This window comes from Methylopila turkensis, assembly GCF_027922325.1.
GTDB lineage: Bacteria > Pseudomonadota > Alphaproteobacteria > Rhizobiales > Methylopilaceae > Methylopila > Methylopila turkensis.
The window spans coordinates 94363-110539 of record NZ_BSFL01000001.1; the positions used below are offsets into that span (position 1 = coordinate 94363).

The window sequence follows — 16177 nt, forward strand, 5'->3', positions numbered from 1 at the left end:
CGGCAACCTGAGGCGGATAACTCGCGCCCCGCGCGCCCGCGAAACGCCGCTTGCGACACACGCATGACGAGTGCAGTCTTCGCCCTGAAGGCCAAAAAGGGCCGAAGCGCGGGGGCGGAACATGGCGGACGTGGTGGTGTGCTGCGACGGGACGTGGAACACGCCCGACGACCTCGACGGCGGCCTCCCGGCGCCGACCAATGTGGTCAAGATCTACAATGCGCTCGCGGAGATCGGGGCCGACAAGACGCCGATCCGGCGCTACTACCATCCCGGCGTCGGCACGGACGGCGGCTGGTGGGACCGCGCGCTCGGCGGCGGCGTCGGCGCGGGGCTCGGCCAGAACGTCAAGAGCGCCTATCGCTGGCTGGCCGGAGCCTATCGGCCGAAAGACCGCATCTGGCTGTTCGGCTTCAGCCGCGGCGCCTTCACCGCGCGTTCGCTCAGCGGGATGATCTCCCGCTGCGGCCTCATCGACACGGCCGGGATGACCGACGCCGAGATCTGGGCGGCGGTCGACGCGACCTATGACGCCTACCGCGCAAGGGCGAAGGACGTGGAGGCGACCGACGCGCGACCCGTCCTCGGCTTCTCCAAGGGCCAGAAGGTCACGGGCAAGACGCCGATCCACTTCATCGGCGTCTGGGACACGGTCGGCGCCCTCGGCATTCCCGACGACATGGCCCTTCTCAACCTGATCGACGATCCGACGGCCTACGAGTTCCACGACACCGCGCTCAGCGACAATGTCGGCTACGCCCGGCACGCCGTCGCGCTCGACGAGCGCCGGCAGAGCTTCACGCCGACGCTGTGGGTCGACACGCCGCCGGAGCAGAACGTGGCGCAGGTCTGGTTCCCCGGCGTCCATTCCGACGTGGGCGGGGGCTATGTGCAGGCGGGTCTCGCGAACGGCGCGCTGAAGTGGATGATGGACGAGGCGGCGGACGCCTCGTCTCCCGTGAAAGCGAAAGACGGCGCGCCCGAGCCCGCGACGCTTGGGGGCCTCGTGTTCCGCAAGGGCGCGGCCGCGCAGGTTGTCCCGAACGCGCGCGACGTGCTGCACGATTCTCTGACCGGCGTGTTCAAGAAACTGAAGACCCGACCGCGCGAGGCCCCCTGCTTCGCGCCCGAAGCCGCACGGGCGGGCAAGCTCGACGGCTCGATCCACGCCTCCGCCTACGACCGCTACGACGATCCGCCGCTCAGCCAGTTCGCCTACTGGCCGACGCGCGCGCTCGCGTCCGGCGAGGAGAAAACGGTCGACGTGTTCGCGCGCGACCACTGGAACGCGTCAGGGATCTATCTCGAGAAGGGAGCGGCCTACTCCTTCGCGGCGACCGGCGAATGGCTCGACAAGTCGATCGCCTGCGGCCCGGACGGGGCGCGGGACGGCACGTTCAAGCCGGCAGAGATCGTCCATGTGCTCTCGTCCGCCTGGGGCGGAGCGGAAAGCCTCTACAAGCGGCTGACCGGCAACGCGCAGGCCGACTTCTGGTGGACCAAGCGCGAGGAAGGAATCGACTGGTTCGCGCTCGTCGGCATGATCGCAAGCGGCGAATGGTTCGAGAAGGACGGCTCACTCGCCAAAAAGCCGCTGACGAGCGAGGACCATGCCCGGCTCACGCACAACGAAACCTTCCGGATCGGCTCGAAGGCGACGATCACGCCGAAGGCCTCGGGCTATCTCTACTGCTTCGCGAACGACGCCTGGCAGACCTACGACAACAACCGCGGCAGCGTGAAGCTGACGGTGCGCCGGGCCTGAAAACGAAGAAGCCCCGGAGCCTGGGCTCCGGGGCTTCTTCCGCCGCATGAGGTATGCAGCCAAGTCTATGGTGCGGTCGAGAAGACTCGAACTTCCACGGGTTGCCCCACAGCGACCTCAACGCTGCGCGTCTACCAGTTCCGCCACGACCGCGACGGCGGTGCTGATAACAAATCGACGACGGCTCCACAAGGGCGGAACGGCGCCACGCGCAGCGCGGTGGAAAGCCCCGGGGAAACCACGGGCCAGGCGTGCGTCCAGAGGTGTCGGCCTGGGGCGGCCGCGGGTCAGGAAGGGATGGCGGACGAAGAATCGTCAGGGCAGGAAACCGGGGCACGAGGCGCAGGCGTCTAATTCCCGCGGGCGGCCGGACGTGGCCGGCGCTCCGTTCAGGCCGCGTCGGCCTCGGCGCCGCCGACCAGGCGCTCGGTGCGGCCTTTTTCCTCGCGCTGGATCATCGAGGTGATCTCGACGCCGATGCGGTCGCCGTTGACGAACACCGCGCCGCGGGCGATCGGATGGTCGTTGGCGAGGATGGTGACGGCGTCGTCCTCGGTGGCGGCCAGCTCGATCACCGCGCCGCGGCCCATGCGCAGCAACTGATGGATCGGCATCCGCGCGGCGCCGAGCACGATCGAGAGCTCGAGATTGACCTTGTCGATACGCGGCACGAAACGACATCTCCGGAATGCGCGGCTCCCGTCCGGGGGCCGCGAGCCCAGTGCAGCACGGTTATGGTTAAGGCATGGTTGAGCCCGTTCGCCCCTCGTCTCCGGCCGGCGCCCGCGGCGCGCTCGCGCGGCTGCCCGCCCCCGCCGGCGCGCCGGTCGAATGGCTCGTCGGCGAAGGCCTGACCGACTACGCCGCCGCCGTGCGGGTGATGGAGGCGCGCGCCGCCGCGATCGCCGACGGCGCCGCGGACGAACTGGTCTGGCTGGTGGAGCATCCGCCGCTCTACACCGCCGGCACCAGCGCCCAGCCCGCCGATCTGGTGCGGCCGGACCTGTTCCCGGTTTACGCCACCGGGCGCGGCGGGCAGTACACCTATCACGGGCCCGGCCAGCGGGTGGCCTATGTGATGCTGGACCTGAAGCGGCGCGGGCCGGATCTGAGGCGCTTCGTGGCCGGCCTCGAGGACTGGCTGATCGCGACGCTCGACCGCTTCGGCGTCGCCGGCGAACGCCGCGAGGACCGCGTCGGCGTCTGGGTGCGCCGGCCGGAGCGGGCCCGCGACGCCGAGGACAAGATCGCCGCCATCGGCATCAGGGTGCGGCGCTGGGCGACGTTCCACGGCGTCAGCCTCAACGTCGAGCCGGAGCTGTCGCACTACGCCGGCATCGTGCCCTGCGGCGTCAGCGACCACGGCGTGACGAGCCTCGCCGATCTCGGGCGGATCGTGACCATGCCCGAGGTCGACATGGCGCTGCGCGAGACCTTCGAGGAGGTGTTCGGACCCACGCGGACCGTGGAGAAGATCACCCTGGGCGCCGCCTAGAGCGTTCTATTCGTCCGCACCAAAACGCGTCGTCATGGTCCGGCTTGACCGGACCATCCATGCCCACGTCGCGCTCGACGCCGCAGATGGGTCCTCCGGTCGAGCCGGAGGACGACGCGCGAAACGCGCGTCGCTCATGGACCGCCGACGACCGCGTCGCATCGGACTTCTGTCTGGACATCGTTGTGGGCTCGTTCGGCGCATCCGTCACGCTCGCGCGCGCTCAGGCCGATTGGTCTCGACTGGGCGAGCCCCGCGACGCCACGAGCTCGGTCAGCAGCCGGATCTGCTCCTGCTGCTGGGCGAGCATGTTCGCGAGATGGTCGTCGCGCAGGCGGTCGAGCTTTTCGTGCAGCGCCATGATCTCGATCTCGGCCTTGAGATTGACCTCGTAGTCGAGCGCGGCGTCCTGCCGGTCCTTCGCGGCCTGCCGGTTCTGGCTCATCATGATGATCGGCGCCTGCACCGCCGCGATCATCGACAGCATCAGGTTGAGGAAGATGAAGGGGTAGGCGTCGAACGGCCGCGCCAGCAGGCCGACATTGGCGACGACCCAGACCACCAGGAACGCGCCGAAGGCCATGATGAAGGTCCACGAGCCGCCGAAGCTCGCGACGCGGTCGGCGAGCCGTTCGCCGAAGCTCATGCTCTGGTCGAAGGCCTCGTTCGGCGGGCGCGAGACGGTGCGTCGGGCGGCCGCGCTCTTCAGAACGCGCGTCTCCGCCTCGTCCAGCGCCTCGGCCGGACGTCCCAGCCAGCGCGCCGCGGAATGGGCGATGTCGTTCATGCCGTTCGCTCCTGACGTCGATGGCGTCAGGATGCGGCGCCGGGGACCGGCGCGCCAGCCGGCCGGACCTCAGGCTCTCAGGGCCGTCCGGGCGTCGCGACCGAGAGCGGCGAGCGCGGCTCCGGCGATCGCCGAGGCGTCGAGGCCGGCCTCCGCGATCTGCCGCTCCGGCCGATCGTGGTCCTGGAAGCGGTCCGGCAGCGTCAGCGTGCGGATCTTCAGCCCGCGGTCAAGCAGGCCTTCGCCCGCCAGAAGCTGCAGCACCAGCGCGCCGAAGCCGCAGGACGAGCCCTCCTCGACGGTCAGCAGCACCTCGTGCTCGCGGGCGAGCCGCGCGATCAGGTCGCGGTCGAGCGGCTTCGCGAAGCGGGCGTCCGCGACCGTAGTCGAGACGCCGCGCAAGCCGAGCTCCTCCGCGGCCTCGGTCGCGGCCTTCAGCCGCGTGCCGAGCGAGAGCAGCGCGACCGTCGATCCTTCCCGGACGATCCGGCCGCGGCCGATCGGCAGGATCGCGCCCCTTGCCGGCAGCTCGACCCCGACGCCCTCGCCGCGGGGATAGCGGAACGCGATCGGGCCATCGTCGAAGGCGGCGGCGGTCGCGACCATGTGGACGAGCTCGGCCTCGTCGGCCGGCGCCATCAGGGTCATCTCCGGCAGGCAGCCGAGATAGGCGATGTCGTAGGCGCCGGCGTGCGTCGCCCCGTCCGCGCCCACGAGGCCGGCGCGGTCGAGCGCGAAGCGCACGGGCAGCTTCTGGATCGCCACGTCGTGCACGACCTGGTCGTAGGCGCGCTGCAGGAAGGTGGAGTAGATCGCGCAGAACGGCTTCAGCCCTTCCGCCGCCAGCCCCGCCGCGAAGGTGACGGCGTGCTGCTCGGCGATGCCGACGTCGAAAGTCCGCGTCGGAAACGCCTCGCCGAACAGGTCGAGCCCGGTGCCGCCCGGCATCGCGGCGGTGATCGCGACGACGCGTTCGTCCTCGCGCGCCTCCGCGATCAGGCTCTGGGCGAACACCTTGGTGTAGCTCGGCGCGTTGGCCTTCGGCTTCGACTGCGCGCCGGACACCACGTCGAAGGCCGAGACGCCGTGATACTTGTCGGCGGAGGCCTCCGCCGGCGCGTAGCCCTTGCCCTTCTGCGTCACCACGTGGATCAGCACCGGCCCCTGGTCGGCGTCGCGCACGTTCTTCAGGACGGGCAGCAGGTGCTCCAGATTGTGGCCGTCGATCGGGCCGACGTAGTAGAAGCCGAGCTCCTCGAACAGCGTGCCGCCCATGGCGAGGCCGCGGGCGTATTCCTCGGCCCGCGCCGCGCCGCGCTCGACGAATTTCGGCAGGCGCTTCGCCAGCCCCCGGCCGATCTCGCGCAGCGACAGATAGGTGCGGCCCGAGACGAGGCGCGCGAGATAGGCCGACATCGCGCCGGTCGGCGGCGCGATCGACATGTCGTTGTCGTTCAGGATGACGATCAGCCGCGAGCCCAGCGCGCCGGCGTTGTTCATCGCCTCGTAGGCCATGCCGGCCGACATGGCGCCGTCGCCGATCACGCAGACGACGTGGCCGCCCTCGCCCGTCAGCTCGCGCGCCACCGCCATGCCGAGGCCGGCGGAGATCGACGTCGACGAATGGCCGGCGCCGAACGGGTCGTATTCGCTCTCGGCGCGCTTGGTGAAGCCCGACAGGCCGCCGCCCTTGCGCAGGGTGCGGATGCGGTCGCGGCGGCCGGTGATGATCTTGTGCGGATAGACCTGGTGGCCGACGTCCCAGACGAGCCGGTCGCGCGGCGTGTCGAACACATGATGCAGCGCGACCGTCAGCTCCACCACGCCGAGGCCGGCGCCGAGATGCCCCCCGGTCACGGAGACGGCGTCGATGGTCTCGCGCCGGAGCTCGTCGGCGAACTGGGGCAGCTGGTCTTCGGAGAGACGCCGCAGATCCGCGGGAACGGCGACGGCGTCCAGCAGCGGCGTGGGCGAAGCTTCAGTCACGGTGACGGCGTCGATCCTTCGAAACGGAAGGGCCGAGGGTTACACCACCGCCGGGACGCCCGCAAACGACGACGTTCGTCGGGCCGAAACACGCGCGGCGGCCCGCGCGGTTGCCGCGACGCCGCGACGCGCTAGTTCATCCAGCGATGACAAGGCTGAAGCGCCGCTGTCTCTTGGCCGTCTGCGCGCTGCTGGCGGCGCCGGCCGGAGGATGGCTCCCGGTCCCCGCGGACGCCCGCGAAAGCCGCTCCGCGTTTCCCTTCCGCCTTCCCTGGTCCGAGCCGGCCCGCCCCAATCGCCGCCCGCGCAAGGCGAAACCTGCGCCCGTCCGGCAGGCGCCGATCCCGATTCCGCCGTCCGCGCCCGATCGCGGGACGGTCGAAACGCGGGCGGAGCCTCAGCCGGAAGCCCCGCCCACCCCCGCCCCGCCAGAGGAGGCCGCCCCGCCCGATGAGACCGCGCGCGCCGACGCCGTCGCGCCGGCCGCCCCCGCGGCCGAGCCGGAGGCGTCTCCGCCGCTAGCGCTCGATTTCGCGATGCTGCGGCCGTCGGCGCCGGCCGAACCGCTCCGGCCGCTGCCTTCGGCGCGCGACGAGGTCGGGCTCGAGGCAGAACCTGCGGGGCCTCCCGCGCCCGGCGTTCCGCTGCCGCCGTCGCGGAGCGGTTCGGCCGAGGCGGCTCCCGTCGTGGCCGCCGCCCTGCCCCGCGCGCCGCTCGGGTCGCCGCCGCTGCCGGGACCCCCCGACGCCGACACGCCGCCGCCCGTGGTCGCGCCCGACCCGCAGGCGCGCGAGCGCGATCCGGAATGCCGCACGCTGGCGCGCAACGCCGCCGCGGTCGCGAAGCCGCTGCCGGCGCTGATCGGCGCCGGCTCCTGCGGAGCGCCGCTGCCGGTCGAATTGTCGGGCGTCCGGCTGCGCGACGGCTCCACCGTCGCGATCGAGCCGCCGGCGATCCTGCGCTGCGGCGCGGCGTCCGCCTTGGTCGCGCTCGTCCGCGACGACTGGGCGCCCGCCGCCGCCCGCGACGGCGCGACGCTGACCGAGGTGCGGACCGCGGCGTCCTACATCTGCCGCGGCCGCAACAACCGCGCCAACGCCAAAATGAGCGAGCACGGACTGGCCAATGCGGTCGATGTCTCAGGCGTCGGATTCAAGGACGGGCGCGAGCTCGGAATCTACCACAAGCAGATGCCGCAAACCCTTGCACAGACGATAAAACCTTCGGCCTGCGCCAGGTTCATGACCGTGCTGGGGCCGGGGTCAGACGGCTATCACGAGGATCATCTCCACCTGGACCTGCGCAAGCGGCGGAGCGCGGCGTCGAAGGTGTGCCGGTGGAGCGAGGACTAAGGCGCGGCGTTCAGCGCAGCGTGTCAGCGGTGGGCCGCGCCATGGCCTCGGTCCGCAGCGGCGTCAGCACCACCTCGGTCACCCTGCGGCTCTCGATGGTGTCGCGGGCGAGGTTCGCCCAGTGCCGGACGAGCGGCACCCGCTCACAGGTGATGCCGTGGTCCGCGCCGAGGGTGCGCTCGGCCCGCGCGACCACGTCGCCGCAGCTCTGAGACGACACGACTTCGATCCGGCGATGTTCGGGGAGCTCCGCGGCGTAGCCGCCGCTGCGCAGATAGGTGACGTCCTCGAGCGACGCGTAGGCCGCGAACGCAAGGGTAGCGACGACGAAAACGAGCCGCATGGCGAGACCGGGGAGACGGAGGACTGTCGAGCGATTTAACGACCGACTTCGACTAAGGTTCCACTTAATTTCACGGCGCGCGAGCAATTTTTTTGCGCCTCCGCCAAAGCCCTGACGGCTTCCCCGCACCCGCCCGATCGCCTATGCCTCGGGCGACAGACGCACCGATGGAACAAGGCGTTCGAGATGCTGACGAACCTTCAGGCCCGCGACGTCGCGACCGTGCTTCACCCCTACTCCAACCTCGCGACGCTGCCGAGACAGGGCTCGCTGATCCTTGAGCGCGGCGAGGGCGTGTTCGTCTACGACGTCGACGGCAAGCCCTATCTCGAGGGCATGGCGGGGCTGTGGTGCAACGCCCTCGGCCATGGCCGCGAGGAGCTGGTGGAGGTCGCCGCCGAGCAGATGCGCAAGCTGCCGTTCGCGCATCTCTTCACCGGCAAGAGCCACGATCCGGCGATCGCGCTGGCGGAGAAGCTCAAGGAGCTCTCCCCCATGCCGGCGGCCAAGGTGTTCTTCTGCAATTCGGGCTCCGAGGCCAACGACACCCAGGTCAAGCTGGTCTGGTACGTCAACAACGCGCTTGGCCGGCCGGCCAAGAAGAAGATCATCTCGCGGATCAAGGGCTACCACGGGGTGACCGTCGCAAGCGCGAGCCTCACCGGCCTGCCGAACAACCACATCGACTTCGACCTGCCGATCGCGGGCGTGCGCCACGCCGCCTGCCCCCACCACTACCGCTTCGGGCGGCCGGACGAGAGCGAGGAGGAGTTCGCGACCCGGCTCGCCGCCGAGCTCGACGCCCAGATCGAGGCCGAGGGGCCTGAGACGGTCGCGGCCTTCATCGCGGAGCCGGTCATGGGCGCGGGCGGCGTGATCGTGCCGCCGGAGACCTATTACCCGAAGATCCAGGCGGTGCTGGAGAAGCACGACGTCATTCTGATCGCCGACGAGGTCATCACGGGCTTCGGGCGGCTCGGCGAGTGGTTCGGCTCCACCGCCATGAAGATGAAGCCCGACACCGTCTCGATCGCCAAGGCGCTGTCGTCGTCCTACGTCCCGATCGCGGGCGTCATCATTCCGGACTGGATCGACGACGCGCTGTCCTGCCAGAGCGAGAAGATCGGCGTCTTCGGCCACGGCTTCACCTATTCCGGCCACCCCGTCGCGGCCGCGGTCGCGCTGCGGACGCTCGAAATCTACGAGCGGGAGAACGTGCTCGGCCACGTCAACGGCCTGATCCCGCAGTTCCAGCGCCGGCTGAAGGCGCTCGGCGGCCACCCGCTCGTCGGCGAGGCCCGCGGCGTCGGCCTGGTCGGCGCGGTGGAGGCGGTCGCCGACAAGGCGACCAGGCGCGGCTTCGACCCGAAGGCGGGCGTCGCCGCGAAGATCGTCGCCTTCGCGCAGGAGGAGGGCCTGATCGTGCGCGCGATCGGCGACGCCGTCGCGATCTGCCCGCCGCTGGTCATCACCGCGGCGGAGCTCGACCTGCTGTTCGACCGGCTGGAGACGGCCCTCGACCGCGCCGACCACTGGGCGGGCGCGCAGAACCTGCGGGCGGCGTAAAGGCCATGCGCCTGTCTTGAACCGCTCCAACAGGTTGTCGAACGATCGTCTCGCATCTCTGACGGTCGCGTGATCTAACCGGTCCGGAGGCTGGGGGCGCCTCAGCCGCAGATACGGGGGAGACGAATTGGATCAAACGACGACGGACGGCGCCGTGCGGCCGCGGTTTCACGGCACGGCCCGCGCCATGTTTCCGCTGGTGCTGAAGGGCCTGTTCCTCACCGTGGTGACGCTCGGGCTCTACCGCTTCTGGTATCAGACCGAGGTGCGGCGGTTCCTCTGGAACAACACCGAGGTCGACGGCGACCTGCTCGAATACACCGGGCGCGGCGTCGAGCTGTTCATCGGCTTCCTGATCGCGCTCGCGGTGCTGATTCCGGCCTATGGCGCGATCTTCCTGATCGCGACGCTCGCGGGCCCGATCGCGGGGCTCGTAGTTCAGTTCGTCGCCACCCTCGGCATCGTGGTGCTGGCGCAATACGCGCTCTACCGCGCCCGCCGCTACCGGCTGACGCGCACGATCTGGCGCGGGGTGCGCTTCCAGCAGACCGGCTCGGGCTGGACCTACGCCTGGCGCTCGATCGCCTGGGCGCTGCTCACACTGCTCACGCTCGGCCTCGCCTTGCCCTTCATGCGCGCGAGCCTGGAGCGCTACAAGCTGTCGCACACCTGGTACGGCGATCAGCAGGGCGCCTTCAGCGCGACCGGCGGCCAGCTGTTCAAGCGCGGCATCCTGCTCTGGCTCGTCGCCGTGGCGCTGATCTTCGGCCCCATCGCCATCATCGTCGTCTACGGCACGCTGGACCCCGACCCGACGGGCCCCGGCTTCTCCGCGGCGCACTGGATCATCAACCTGACGATTTTCGGCGTCGCCGTCCTCGTGCCGCTCTATCTCGCGATCGAGTTCCGATGGTGGGCGAACGGCTGCAGCGTCGGCCCCGCGACGGCGCGCTGCGACCTCGGCCTGTTCGCCTTCCTGAAGGTCTATCTGGCCTATGCCGGCATCGCGCTGCTGTTCTTCATCGTCGCGGGCCTCGTGGCGGCCGTCGTCGGCTACGCGTTCTACGCCGCTGGCTTGCTCGGCGACGGAGCCGAGCCGCCGCTCGCCGCCATCATCCTCGCCGTGATGGCCTATTTCATCGCGGCGCTGATCTTCGCGGCGCTGTGGCAGCTGTTCGGCGTGCGGCCGATCTGGCGGAAATCGTTCGAGAGCGTCGCGATCGCCGGTCTCGGCGCCCTGACCGCGGCGCAGTCCGGCGAGCCCCCCGCCAACGCCTTCGGCGAAGGCGTCGCCGACGCGCTCGATTTCGGCGGCTTCTGACGGCGCCCCGCGCGCGGGCGATGGCGGCCGCGCGCTGGGTCCGGCTATGATCGGGCGAAGCGGTGATGGAGACACGCGCAGCGTGAGCATGGAAGCGAGGGGCGTCTATTTCGACGGTCTCACCAGCCGGCGGCATGAGGTCGACCTCGTGCTGGGCGACATGCTCGCGCTCGTCGGACCGGACGGCCGCCGGCTCGCGATCTGGCCCTACGCCGACATCCGCGCGCTCGCGAGCCCGCCCGATCTGCTGCGGCTCACCCGCGAGGGCGGGCCGCCGCTCGCCCGCCTCGAGCTGCGCGACGCCGGCCTGATCGACGCGGTGCGCCGCCGCTCCGTCCGGATCGCCGAAACCCAGGCGGAAGAGCGCGGCGGCGCGCGCCGGGTCGTACTCTGGAGCTTCGCGGCGGTGCTCTCGCTCGCGCTGTTCGCGGTGTTCGGCGTGCCCGCGCTCGCCGAACGGGTGACGCCGCTGCTGCCCTGGAGCGTGGACCAGCGCATGGGCGCGGCCGCGGACGCTCAGATCCGCCTGATCCTTCCGACCCGCGGCGGCTCCTTCGGCTGCGGCGAGGGGGCGGAGGAGGCCCCGGGCCGCGCCGCGCTCGACACGCTGGTCCGCCGCCTCTCGGACGCGGCGGCCCTTCCCGTGCCGATCGAGGTCACGGCGGTGCGCAGCGGCATCCCCAACGCCATCGCCCTGCCCGGCGGCCGCATCTACCTGTTCGACGGACTGATCCGCGAGGCCGAGAACGCCGACGAGATCGCCGGCGTGCTGGCTCATGAGATCGCTCATGTGGCGCACCGCGACGGCGCCCGCCGCACGCTGCAGGCCGGCGGCACCTCGTTCCTGCTCGGCTTCGTGCTCGGCGACGTGACCGGAGGCGGCGCGGCGGTGTTCGTGGCGCGCACCCTGATCGACGCCTCCTACTCCCGAGACGCGGAGACCGCGGCGGACGCTTACGCCGTCGACCTCATGCGCCGGATCGGCGGCGACCCGCGCGGCCTCGGGACCCTGCTGACGCGGCTCACCGAGGAGGAGACGGAGGAAGACGCAAAGGACGAGACGAAGGGCGAGCCGGACGCGCGCGGCCGCCGCTCCGCGCTCGATTATCTGGCGTCGCATCCCGCGACCGCCGAGCGGCGCGCGGCGATCGACGCCGCGGCGGGGCGTAAGCCCGCGACGCCGCTGCTGGACGACGCCGCGTTCGCCGCGCTGAAGACGATCTGCGGCAAGGCTGCCCCGGCGGACGACGAATGAACCTGATGCTCGACCTGAAGCCGCCGGTCCGTCCGCGCTCGCGCGTCGCGCGCGCGGCGCTGACGCTGGCGCTGTTCGCCCTGACGGCCACCGCCTTCGCGGCGGTCGCGCTGCGCGCCGGCGCGGTCGAGCCGTTCGCGGGCTTCGTCGCGGCGCTCGCCGGGCTCGGCCTCGCGGCGTTTGCGGCGCTCGTCGGCGTGATCGGCGCGGTCATCGTCTGGCGCACCGGCGCGCGCGGCGGCGTGCGCGCGCTGTTCGCCATCGCGATCGCCGCCGCGCTGCTCGCCGGACCCGCCTATGTGGCCGGCCGCGCGTTCCAGAAACCCCGGCTTCCGGACGTCTCGACCGACCTCGCCGATCCCCCCGCCTTTACGCGCGCGCGCCTCGACCGCAAACCCGGCGACGCGGCGCCGCCCGGCGCGATCGCGCACGCGCAGGCCGAGGCGCAGAAGGCCGCCTATCCCGAGATCGCGCCGCTGCGCCTCGCCGTTTCTCCTGAGGAGGCCGCGGGCCTCGTGATCGGCCTGATCGAGCAGCGCGGCTGGCGGCTGCTGGGGCCGACCTCCTACCCCCGAGGCGGGCCGCCGCGGACGTCGTTCGAGGCGACGGCGCGCACGCCAGTCCTCGGGCTCTCCGACGACGTCGCGATCCGCATCCGTCCGGACGGCGAGAACGGCTCGCGCGTCGACATGCGCTCCGCCGCGCGGATCGGCGCGGCCGATTTCGGAGCCGCCGCCGAACGCGTCCGCAGCTTCCTCGCCGACCTCGCGGCCGCCGCCGCGCCTTAAGCGGTAGCAGGGCGAGCGTAGTCGTCCGGATACCGTGGGACTGACGGACGACGTACATTGAGCCCGTCTACCCACGAGTGGCTCATTCCATGCAGGAACATCTGAAGCGGCTCCTTACACCTGAAGTATATCGCGATGTGATCGACTGCCTGCGAAATCAGGTCGCCCCCTTTTCCTGGGAGCGTGAGAAGAAAGCCATCTCGAATTACATAGACCTTCCAAAGCGCTGGACAGTATCTGGCGCAGCTCTCGCCGCTCTAACTTATTTCTCCGGAAGTTACGACGTCGTTGGCGAATCGATTAATTTGATAAATTTGAAGGCCGGACTTAAGGCCGATTTTCGGCCTGAAACAGTAATTCAAATGTTTCATTCTCTTGGTCATTCTGATCGATTATCGCAAATTGTCGCCGGCATCGAAATACAGGGTCGAAATGACGAGATTATACTAGGAAATATTTTAATAAAATTTGCAAGGAAGCAATACATATCAGATGATGAAGTTGACTTCCTTTTAGCGGATCGCTGGCTTGACGACCCGGTTGTCAGTTTGCGTTGCCGAAATTTGGCAAGCCAAGCGCTCAATCGGCGCGGGCATGTTCATCTTGCTGCGGCCATGACGCAAGATGATATTCCTGTCGCGTTCAAAGGCAGTGACTTCGTCCGTAATATGCCGGCTTTAGAAGCTGCTCGTTTAACCGAGCAGATGGAGTATGAGCGCTTTGTGTCACGTCAAAACTTATTTTTTTCGTTGGCCACCCACCAAAGCGTTTTGAACCCGAGCTGGTGTGACCTCGAATCAGCCCAGTATTTTATCGATAAGCACGGAGATAGCCTCGGCGCTACATTTTCGCCGACACACTTCTCCTTCCATATCAACACAACAAAATTACAGGAGCTAGGTGCACTTTATGTACATGCGATTGATTTTTTGGCAAACATCGTATTATTCAACGGCCAAACCGCTCCTGAGGTAAGGGAAAATTTGCTTTCAGCGTTGTTCAGATTCTACAAGATCTTGATAAAAGAAGACTCGCTAGCTCGACCGATGTGGCAACAGTCTATCGTGTTGGCCATCAATTTGGACCGCATGCGCTTGTATGATTGGCGTAACGAGTTCATCGGCATAGCAACGGGCAGCAACCGCTCGTTCTGGGGAGATAGCGATTTCGCTGCTCGCGAAATAAACGCCAGGCTTATAAGCAAAGATGCCCAAATACTCTATCTAACCACCTTGCTCCAGCAGCTCAGAATGGTTGGACGTTCTCGGCCAGCGCCGAAATGGGCTCTAAACGACGGCCTTACGGATACAACCCCCGCGCCTCCGGCGCTAATGTCGCGCCGCTCAGTAATCATAGCCGAGCATGGCTACGCGGCTACAGACGGAATGAACCTGAGGGCGTTTCTGCTAAACCGTGACAGCCACGAGTGCTACCTGTCGCCTCTAGAGTAATTTCCACGCCCGCGATATCTCGATCATCGGGAACGACGCCTGGGCAATACACAACGCGCCTAGACCGCGCGGTAAAGCCCCGAAAGCCGGGGCGGCCCCTCGGTGGCGGCGAGCCCGCGCCCGACCAGATCCTCGAGATGGGCGAACACCGACAGGCCGGCGGCGCCGACGAGGCCGGGATCGAGCCCGCGATAGAGATCGGCGACGAGATCGGGAATGCGGCGCGGCCCCTCCTCCAGCCGGGCCCGGATCGCGGTCTCGCGCATCAGGCGGTGGCCGAGCAGATGGCGGGCGAAGGCGCGCGCCTGCCGCAGCGCCGGCCCGTGGCCGGGAAGGTAGAGCTCCTCCGGCCGGTCGATCAGCCTGCGGAGCGAGGCGACGTAGGGTCCCATCGCGCCGTCGGGCGGCGCCACGATCGAAGTCGACCACGCCATCACGTGGTCGCCGGAAAACAGCAGGTCGGCCTCCGGCAGCGCGAAGGCCAGGTGGTTCGCGGTGTGGCCTGGCGTCGCGACCGCCGTCAGCGTCCAGCCCGGCCCCGACACGGCCTTGCCGTCGGCGAGCTCCCGGTCCGGGCGGTAGTCGGCGTCGGAGGAGGCGTCGAGCCGGGCGGCCTCGCCGTCGAGCGGCGCGCGGAACGGCCGGTGTGGCCCGGCGCCCACGACCTGCGCGCCGGTCGCGGCCTTCAGCGCCGCGAGCGCGCCGACGTGGTCGAGGTGGCTGTGGGTGACGACGATGGCCTCGACCGTCTCCCCGGCGGTCGCCGCCAGCAGCGCGGCCACATGCGCCTCCGACGCCGGGCCCGGATCGACGATCGCGACCCGGCCCTCGCCGACGACGTAGGAGTTGGTGCCGGTGAAGGTGAAGGGCGACGGGTTCGGCGCCAGCACGCGGCGCACCAGCGGCGCGACGCGCTGCGCCTCGCCCGCGACCGCGTCGCGCGCCCGGTCGAAGACCAGCTCCTCCGCCATCGCGTTCCTTTCGGATAAGCCCCTCACCGGAGTTGCGGCCCCCCGCCCCTCCGGCTATCCATCCCGCTCGCGTCGAGCGCTTAAGCGATCGTTGGGGCGTAGCCAAGCGGTAAGGCAGGGGATTTTGATTCCCCCATGCGGAGGTTCGAATCCTCCCGCCCCAGCCAGTCGCCGACCGTTGCCTGAGTTTTCAAGGTTTTTTGATCTGGCTGAGTAGCCGGCTTCCCGCACATTCATTTTTTTATCGTCCCGCAGTTGATCGACGGACGGCTCTCGCACGAGACAGCGCATGCCGGCCGGAGGGCTCAGAGCGAGAGCACGAAGAACAGCGGCGCCGGAACGAAGGCCGTCGAACGCTCGTCATACTGCGACGCGATGCGCGATCTTCTTGATCGCTATCAGGCGATGGTCGGCGCCGATTTCGGACACGAGCGGCACGGTCCAGGTCGCGCCCGTTGGGCGCGCTCGGTGAAGCTCCAGATCGACCGCGAAACCGAAGCGCTCAAGCGACGGCAGGCTGAAGAGGCCGCGGCCACCGAGGCGCGGCGCGCTGCCGAAGCGAAGAATGCGTTCGCCATTTACCGCGCCGAACTCGGAGCCGAGCACGAGCGCGCCATGACTGTGGAACGGGCGCGGCTTTCGGAGGTGGCCAAAGCTCACGTCGCCGCGTACCGCGCGAGAATCGATCGCGAACATCAGATCGCAGAAGCCCGCCGTGACGAGCTCGTCTACGAAACGCTTTTGAGCGGAGAGAAATCGAACCGGCGCTTGAAGCAGTTAGAGCGTGAGACGACAGCGTTTCGCAACGAGCTTGCCAGCGCGCTCGCACTGATCGAAGCGCACGGCCTTCGACCGCCATCACTTTCAATCTGACGACCTCCAGGTGCGTAACGCGCTCGCGACGTAGCTCTCGCTGCCCAAAGCCGACGTCGTTCAAGCCCGACCGGGGGCGCCAGCTTCGGCATAGCGCCAGAAGCGGACGTTGCCTGCTCAGCCGAAAACTGACATCGCCGTCGCGCTTTTCAAGCAACGAGTTCCGTTGTTCGAACTTTCCGGAAATTCGTTTCACGACTGAGCGATCACGAGACAGGCGTCCC

At 69.0% G+C, this 16177-nt stretch carries 14 protein-coding genes and 2 tRNA genes; 10 read left to right on the top strand and 6 right to left on the bottom strand.

All coding sequences use genetic code 11. From position 1 onward, the window contains the following. Window positions 1-121: 121 nt before the first annotated feature. Window positions 122-1765 carry a T6SS phospholipase effector Tle1-like catalytic domain-containing protein gene (locus tag PKE78_RS00420; RefSeq protein WP_271198868.1) on the top strand — a complete coding sequence of 548 codons (1644 nt, stop codon included), beginning with the start codon at window positions 122-124 and terminating at the stop codon, window positions 1763-1765. A 68-nt stretch (window positions 1766-1833) separates the two neighbouring features. Here PKE78_RS00420 and PKE78_RS00425 read toward each other — a convergent pair. Together PKE78_RS00425 and PKE78_RS00430 are read right to left on the bottom strand one after the other, a co-directional pair. Continuing rightward, window positions 1834-1918: transfer RNA gene (locus PKE78_RS00425), tRNA-Leu, on the bottom strand. A gap of 236 nt (window positions 1919-2154) precedes the next feature. Continuing rightward, window positions 2155-2436 (bottom strand): FliM/FliN family flagellar motor switch protein, encoded by a 282-nt coding sequence (locus PKE78_RS00430; RefSeq protein ID WP_271198869.1) that lies wholly within the window; start codon window positions 2434-2436, stop codon window positions 2155-2157. 74 nt (window positions 2437-2510) lie between these two features. Here PKE78_RS00430 and lipB point away from each other — a divergent pair, with 74 nt between their 5' ends. Next, a complete protein-coding gene (gene lipB, locus PKE78_RS00435; protein WP_271198870.1) occupies window positions 2511-3260 on the top strand; it encodes a lipoyl(octanoyl) transferase LipB in 750 nt (249 codons plus the stop codon). A 223-nt stretch (window positions 3261-3483) separates the two neighbouring features. Here the strand turns inward: lipB and PKE78_RS00440 are convergent, their stop codons facing one another. Both PKE78_RS00440 and dxs read right to left on the bottom strand, forming a co-directional pair. Next, window positions 3484-4047 (bottom strand): DUF1003 domain-containing protein, encoded by a 564-nt coding sequence (locus PKE78_RS00440; RefSeq protein ID WP_271198871.1) that lies wholly within the window; start codon window positions 4045-4047, stop codon window positions 3484-3486. A gap of 69 nt (window positions 4048-4116) precedes the next feature. Then, the gene (gene dxs / locus PKE78_RS00445; protein WP_271198872.1) at window positions 4117-6033 is read right to left on the bottom strand and encodes a 1-deoxy-D-xylulose-5-phosphate synthase; all 1917 of its coding nucleotides are present in this window, start codon (window positions 6031-6033) and stop codon (window positions 4117-4119) included. 536 nt (window positions 6034-6569) lie between these two features. Here dxs and PKE78_RS00450 point away from each other — a divergent pair. After that, a complete protein-coding gene (locus PKE78_RS00450) occupies window positions 6570-7385 on the top strand; it encodes an extensin-like domain-containing protein (RefSeq protein ID WP_271198873.1) in 816 nt (271 codons plus the stop codon). A gap of 10 nt (window positions 7386-7395) precedes the next feature. Here PKE78_RS00450 and PKE78_RS00455 read toward each other — a convergent pair whose 3' ends face one another. Beyond that, the gene (locus PKE78_RS00455; protein ID WP_271198874.1) at window positions 7396-7728 is read right to left on the bottom strand and encodes a hypothetical protein; all 333 of its coding nucleotides are present in this window, start codon (window positions 7726-7728) and stop codon (window positions 7396-7398) included. Window positions 7729-7914: 186 nt separating this feature from the next. Between PKE78_RS00455 and PKE78_RS00460 the strand changes: the two genes are divergently transcribed. The 5 genes from PKE78_RS00460 (at window position 7915) to PKE78_RS00480 (ending at window position 14109) form a co-directional block, all read left to right on the top strand. Then, entirely contained in the window at window positions 7915-9294 is a 1380-nt protein-coding gene (locus PKE78_RS00460; protein ID WP_271198875.1) for an aminotransferase, read from the top strand. Window positions 9295-9448: 154 nt separating this feature from the next. Further along, window positions 9449-10615, top strand: coding sequence for a YjgN family protein (locus tag PKE78_RS00465; protein ID WP_271198876.1), 1167 nt, complete (start codon window positions 9449-9451; stop codon window positions 10613-10615). An 88-nt stretch (window positions 10616-10703) separates the two neighbouring features. Further along, complete coding sequence (locus PKE78_RS00470) at window positions 10704-11870, top strand: M48 family metallopeptidase (protein ID WP_271200036.1); 1167 nt, start codon at window positions 10704-10706, stop codon at window positions 11868-11870. Next, window positions 11867-12658 (top strand): DUF1499 domain-containing protein, encoded by a 792-nt coding sequence (locus PKE78_RS00475; RefSeq protein WP_271198877.1) that lies wholly within the window; start codon window positions 11867-11869, stop codon window positions 12656-12658. Before PKE78_RS00470 ends, PKE78_RS00475 begins: the two co-directional genes overlap by 4 nt. Before the next feature lie 89 nt (window positions 12659-12747). Then, the gene (locus PKE78_RS00480) at window positions 12748-14109 is read left to right on the top strand and encodes a hypothetical protein (protein ID WP_271198878.1); all 1362 of its coding nucleotides are present in this window, start codon (window positions 12748-12750) and stop codon (window positions 14107-14109) included. 59 nt (window positions 14110-14168) lie between these two features. On the opposite strand, the gene PKE78_RS00485 is transcribed toward PKE78_RS00480, so the two are convergent. Beyond that, complete coding sequence (locus PKE78_RS00485; RefSeq protein WP_271198879.1) at window positions 14169-15080, bottom strand: MBL fold metallo-hydrolase; 912 nt, start codon at window positions 15078-15080, stop codon at window positions 14169-14171. Between the two features lie 92 nt (window positions 15081-15172). On the opposite strand from PKE78_RS00485, the gene PKE78_RS00490 reads away from it, so the two are divergent. Both PKE78_RS00490 and PKE78_RS00495 read left to right on the top strand, forming a co-directional pair. After that, a tRNA-Gln gene (locus tag PKE78_RS00490) sits at window positions 15173-15247 on the top strand. Between the two features lie 208 nt (window positions 15248-15455). Beyond that, entirely contained in the window at window positions 15456-15953 is a 498-nt protein-coding gene (locus tag PKE78_RS00495; RefSeq protein WP_271198880.1) for a hypothetical protein, read from the top strand. Window positions 15954-16177 lie beyond the last annotated feature (224 nt).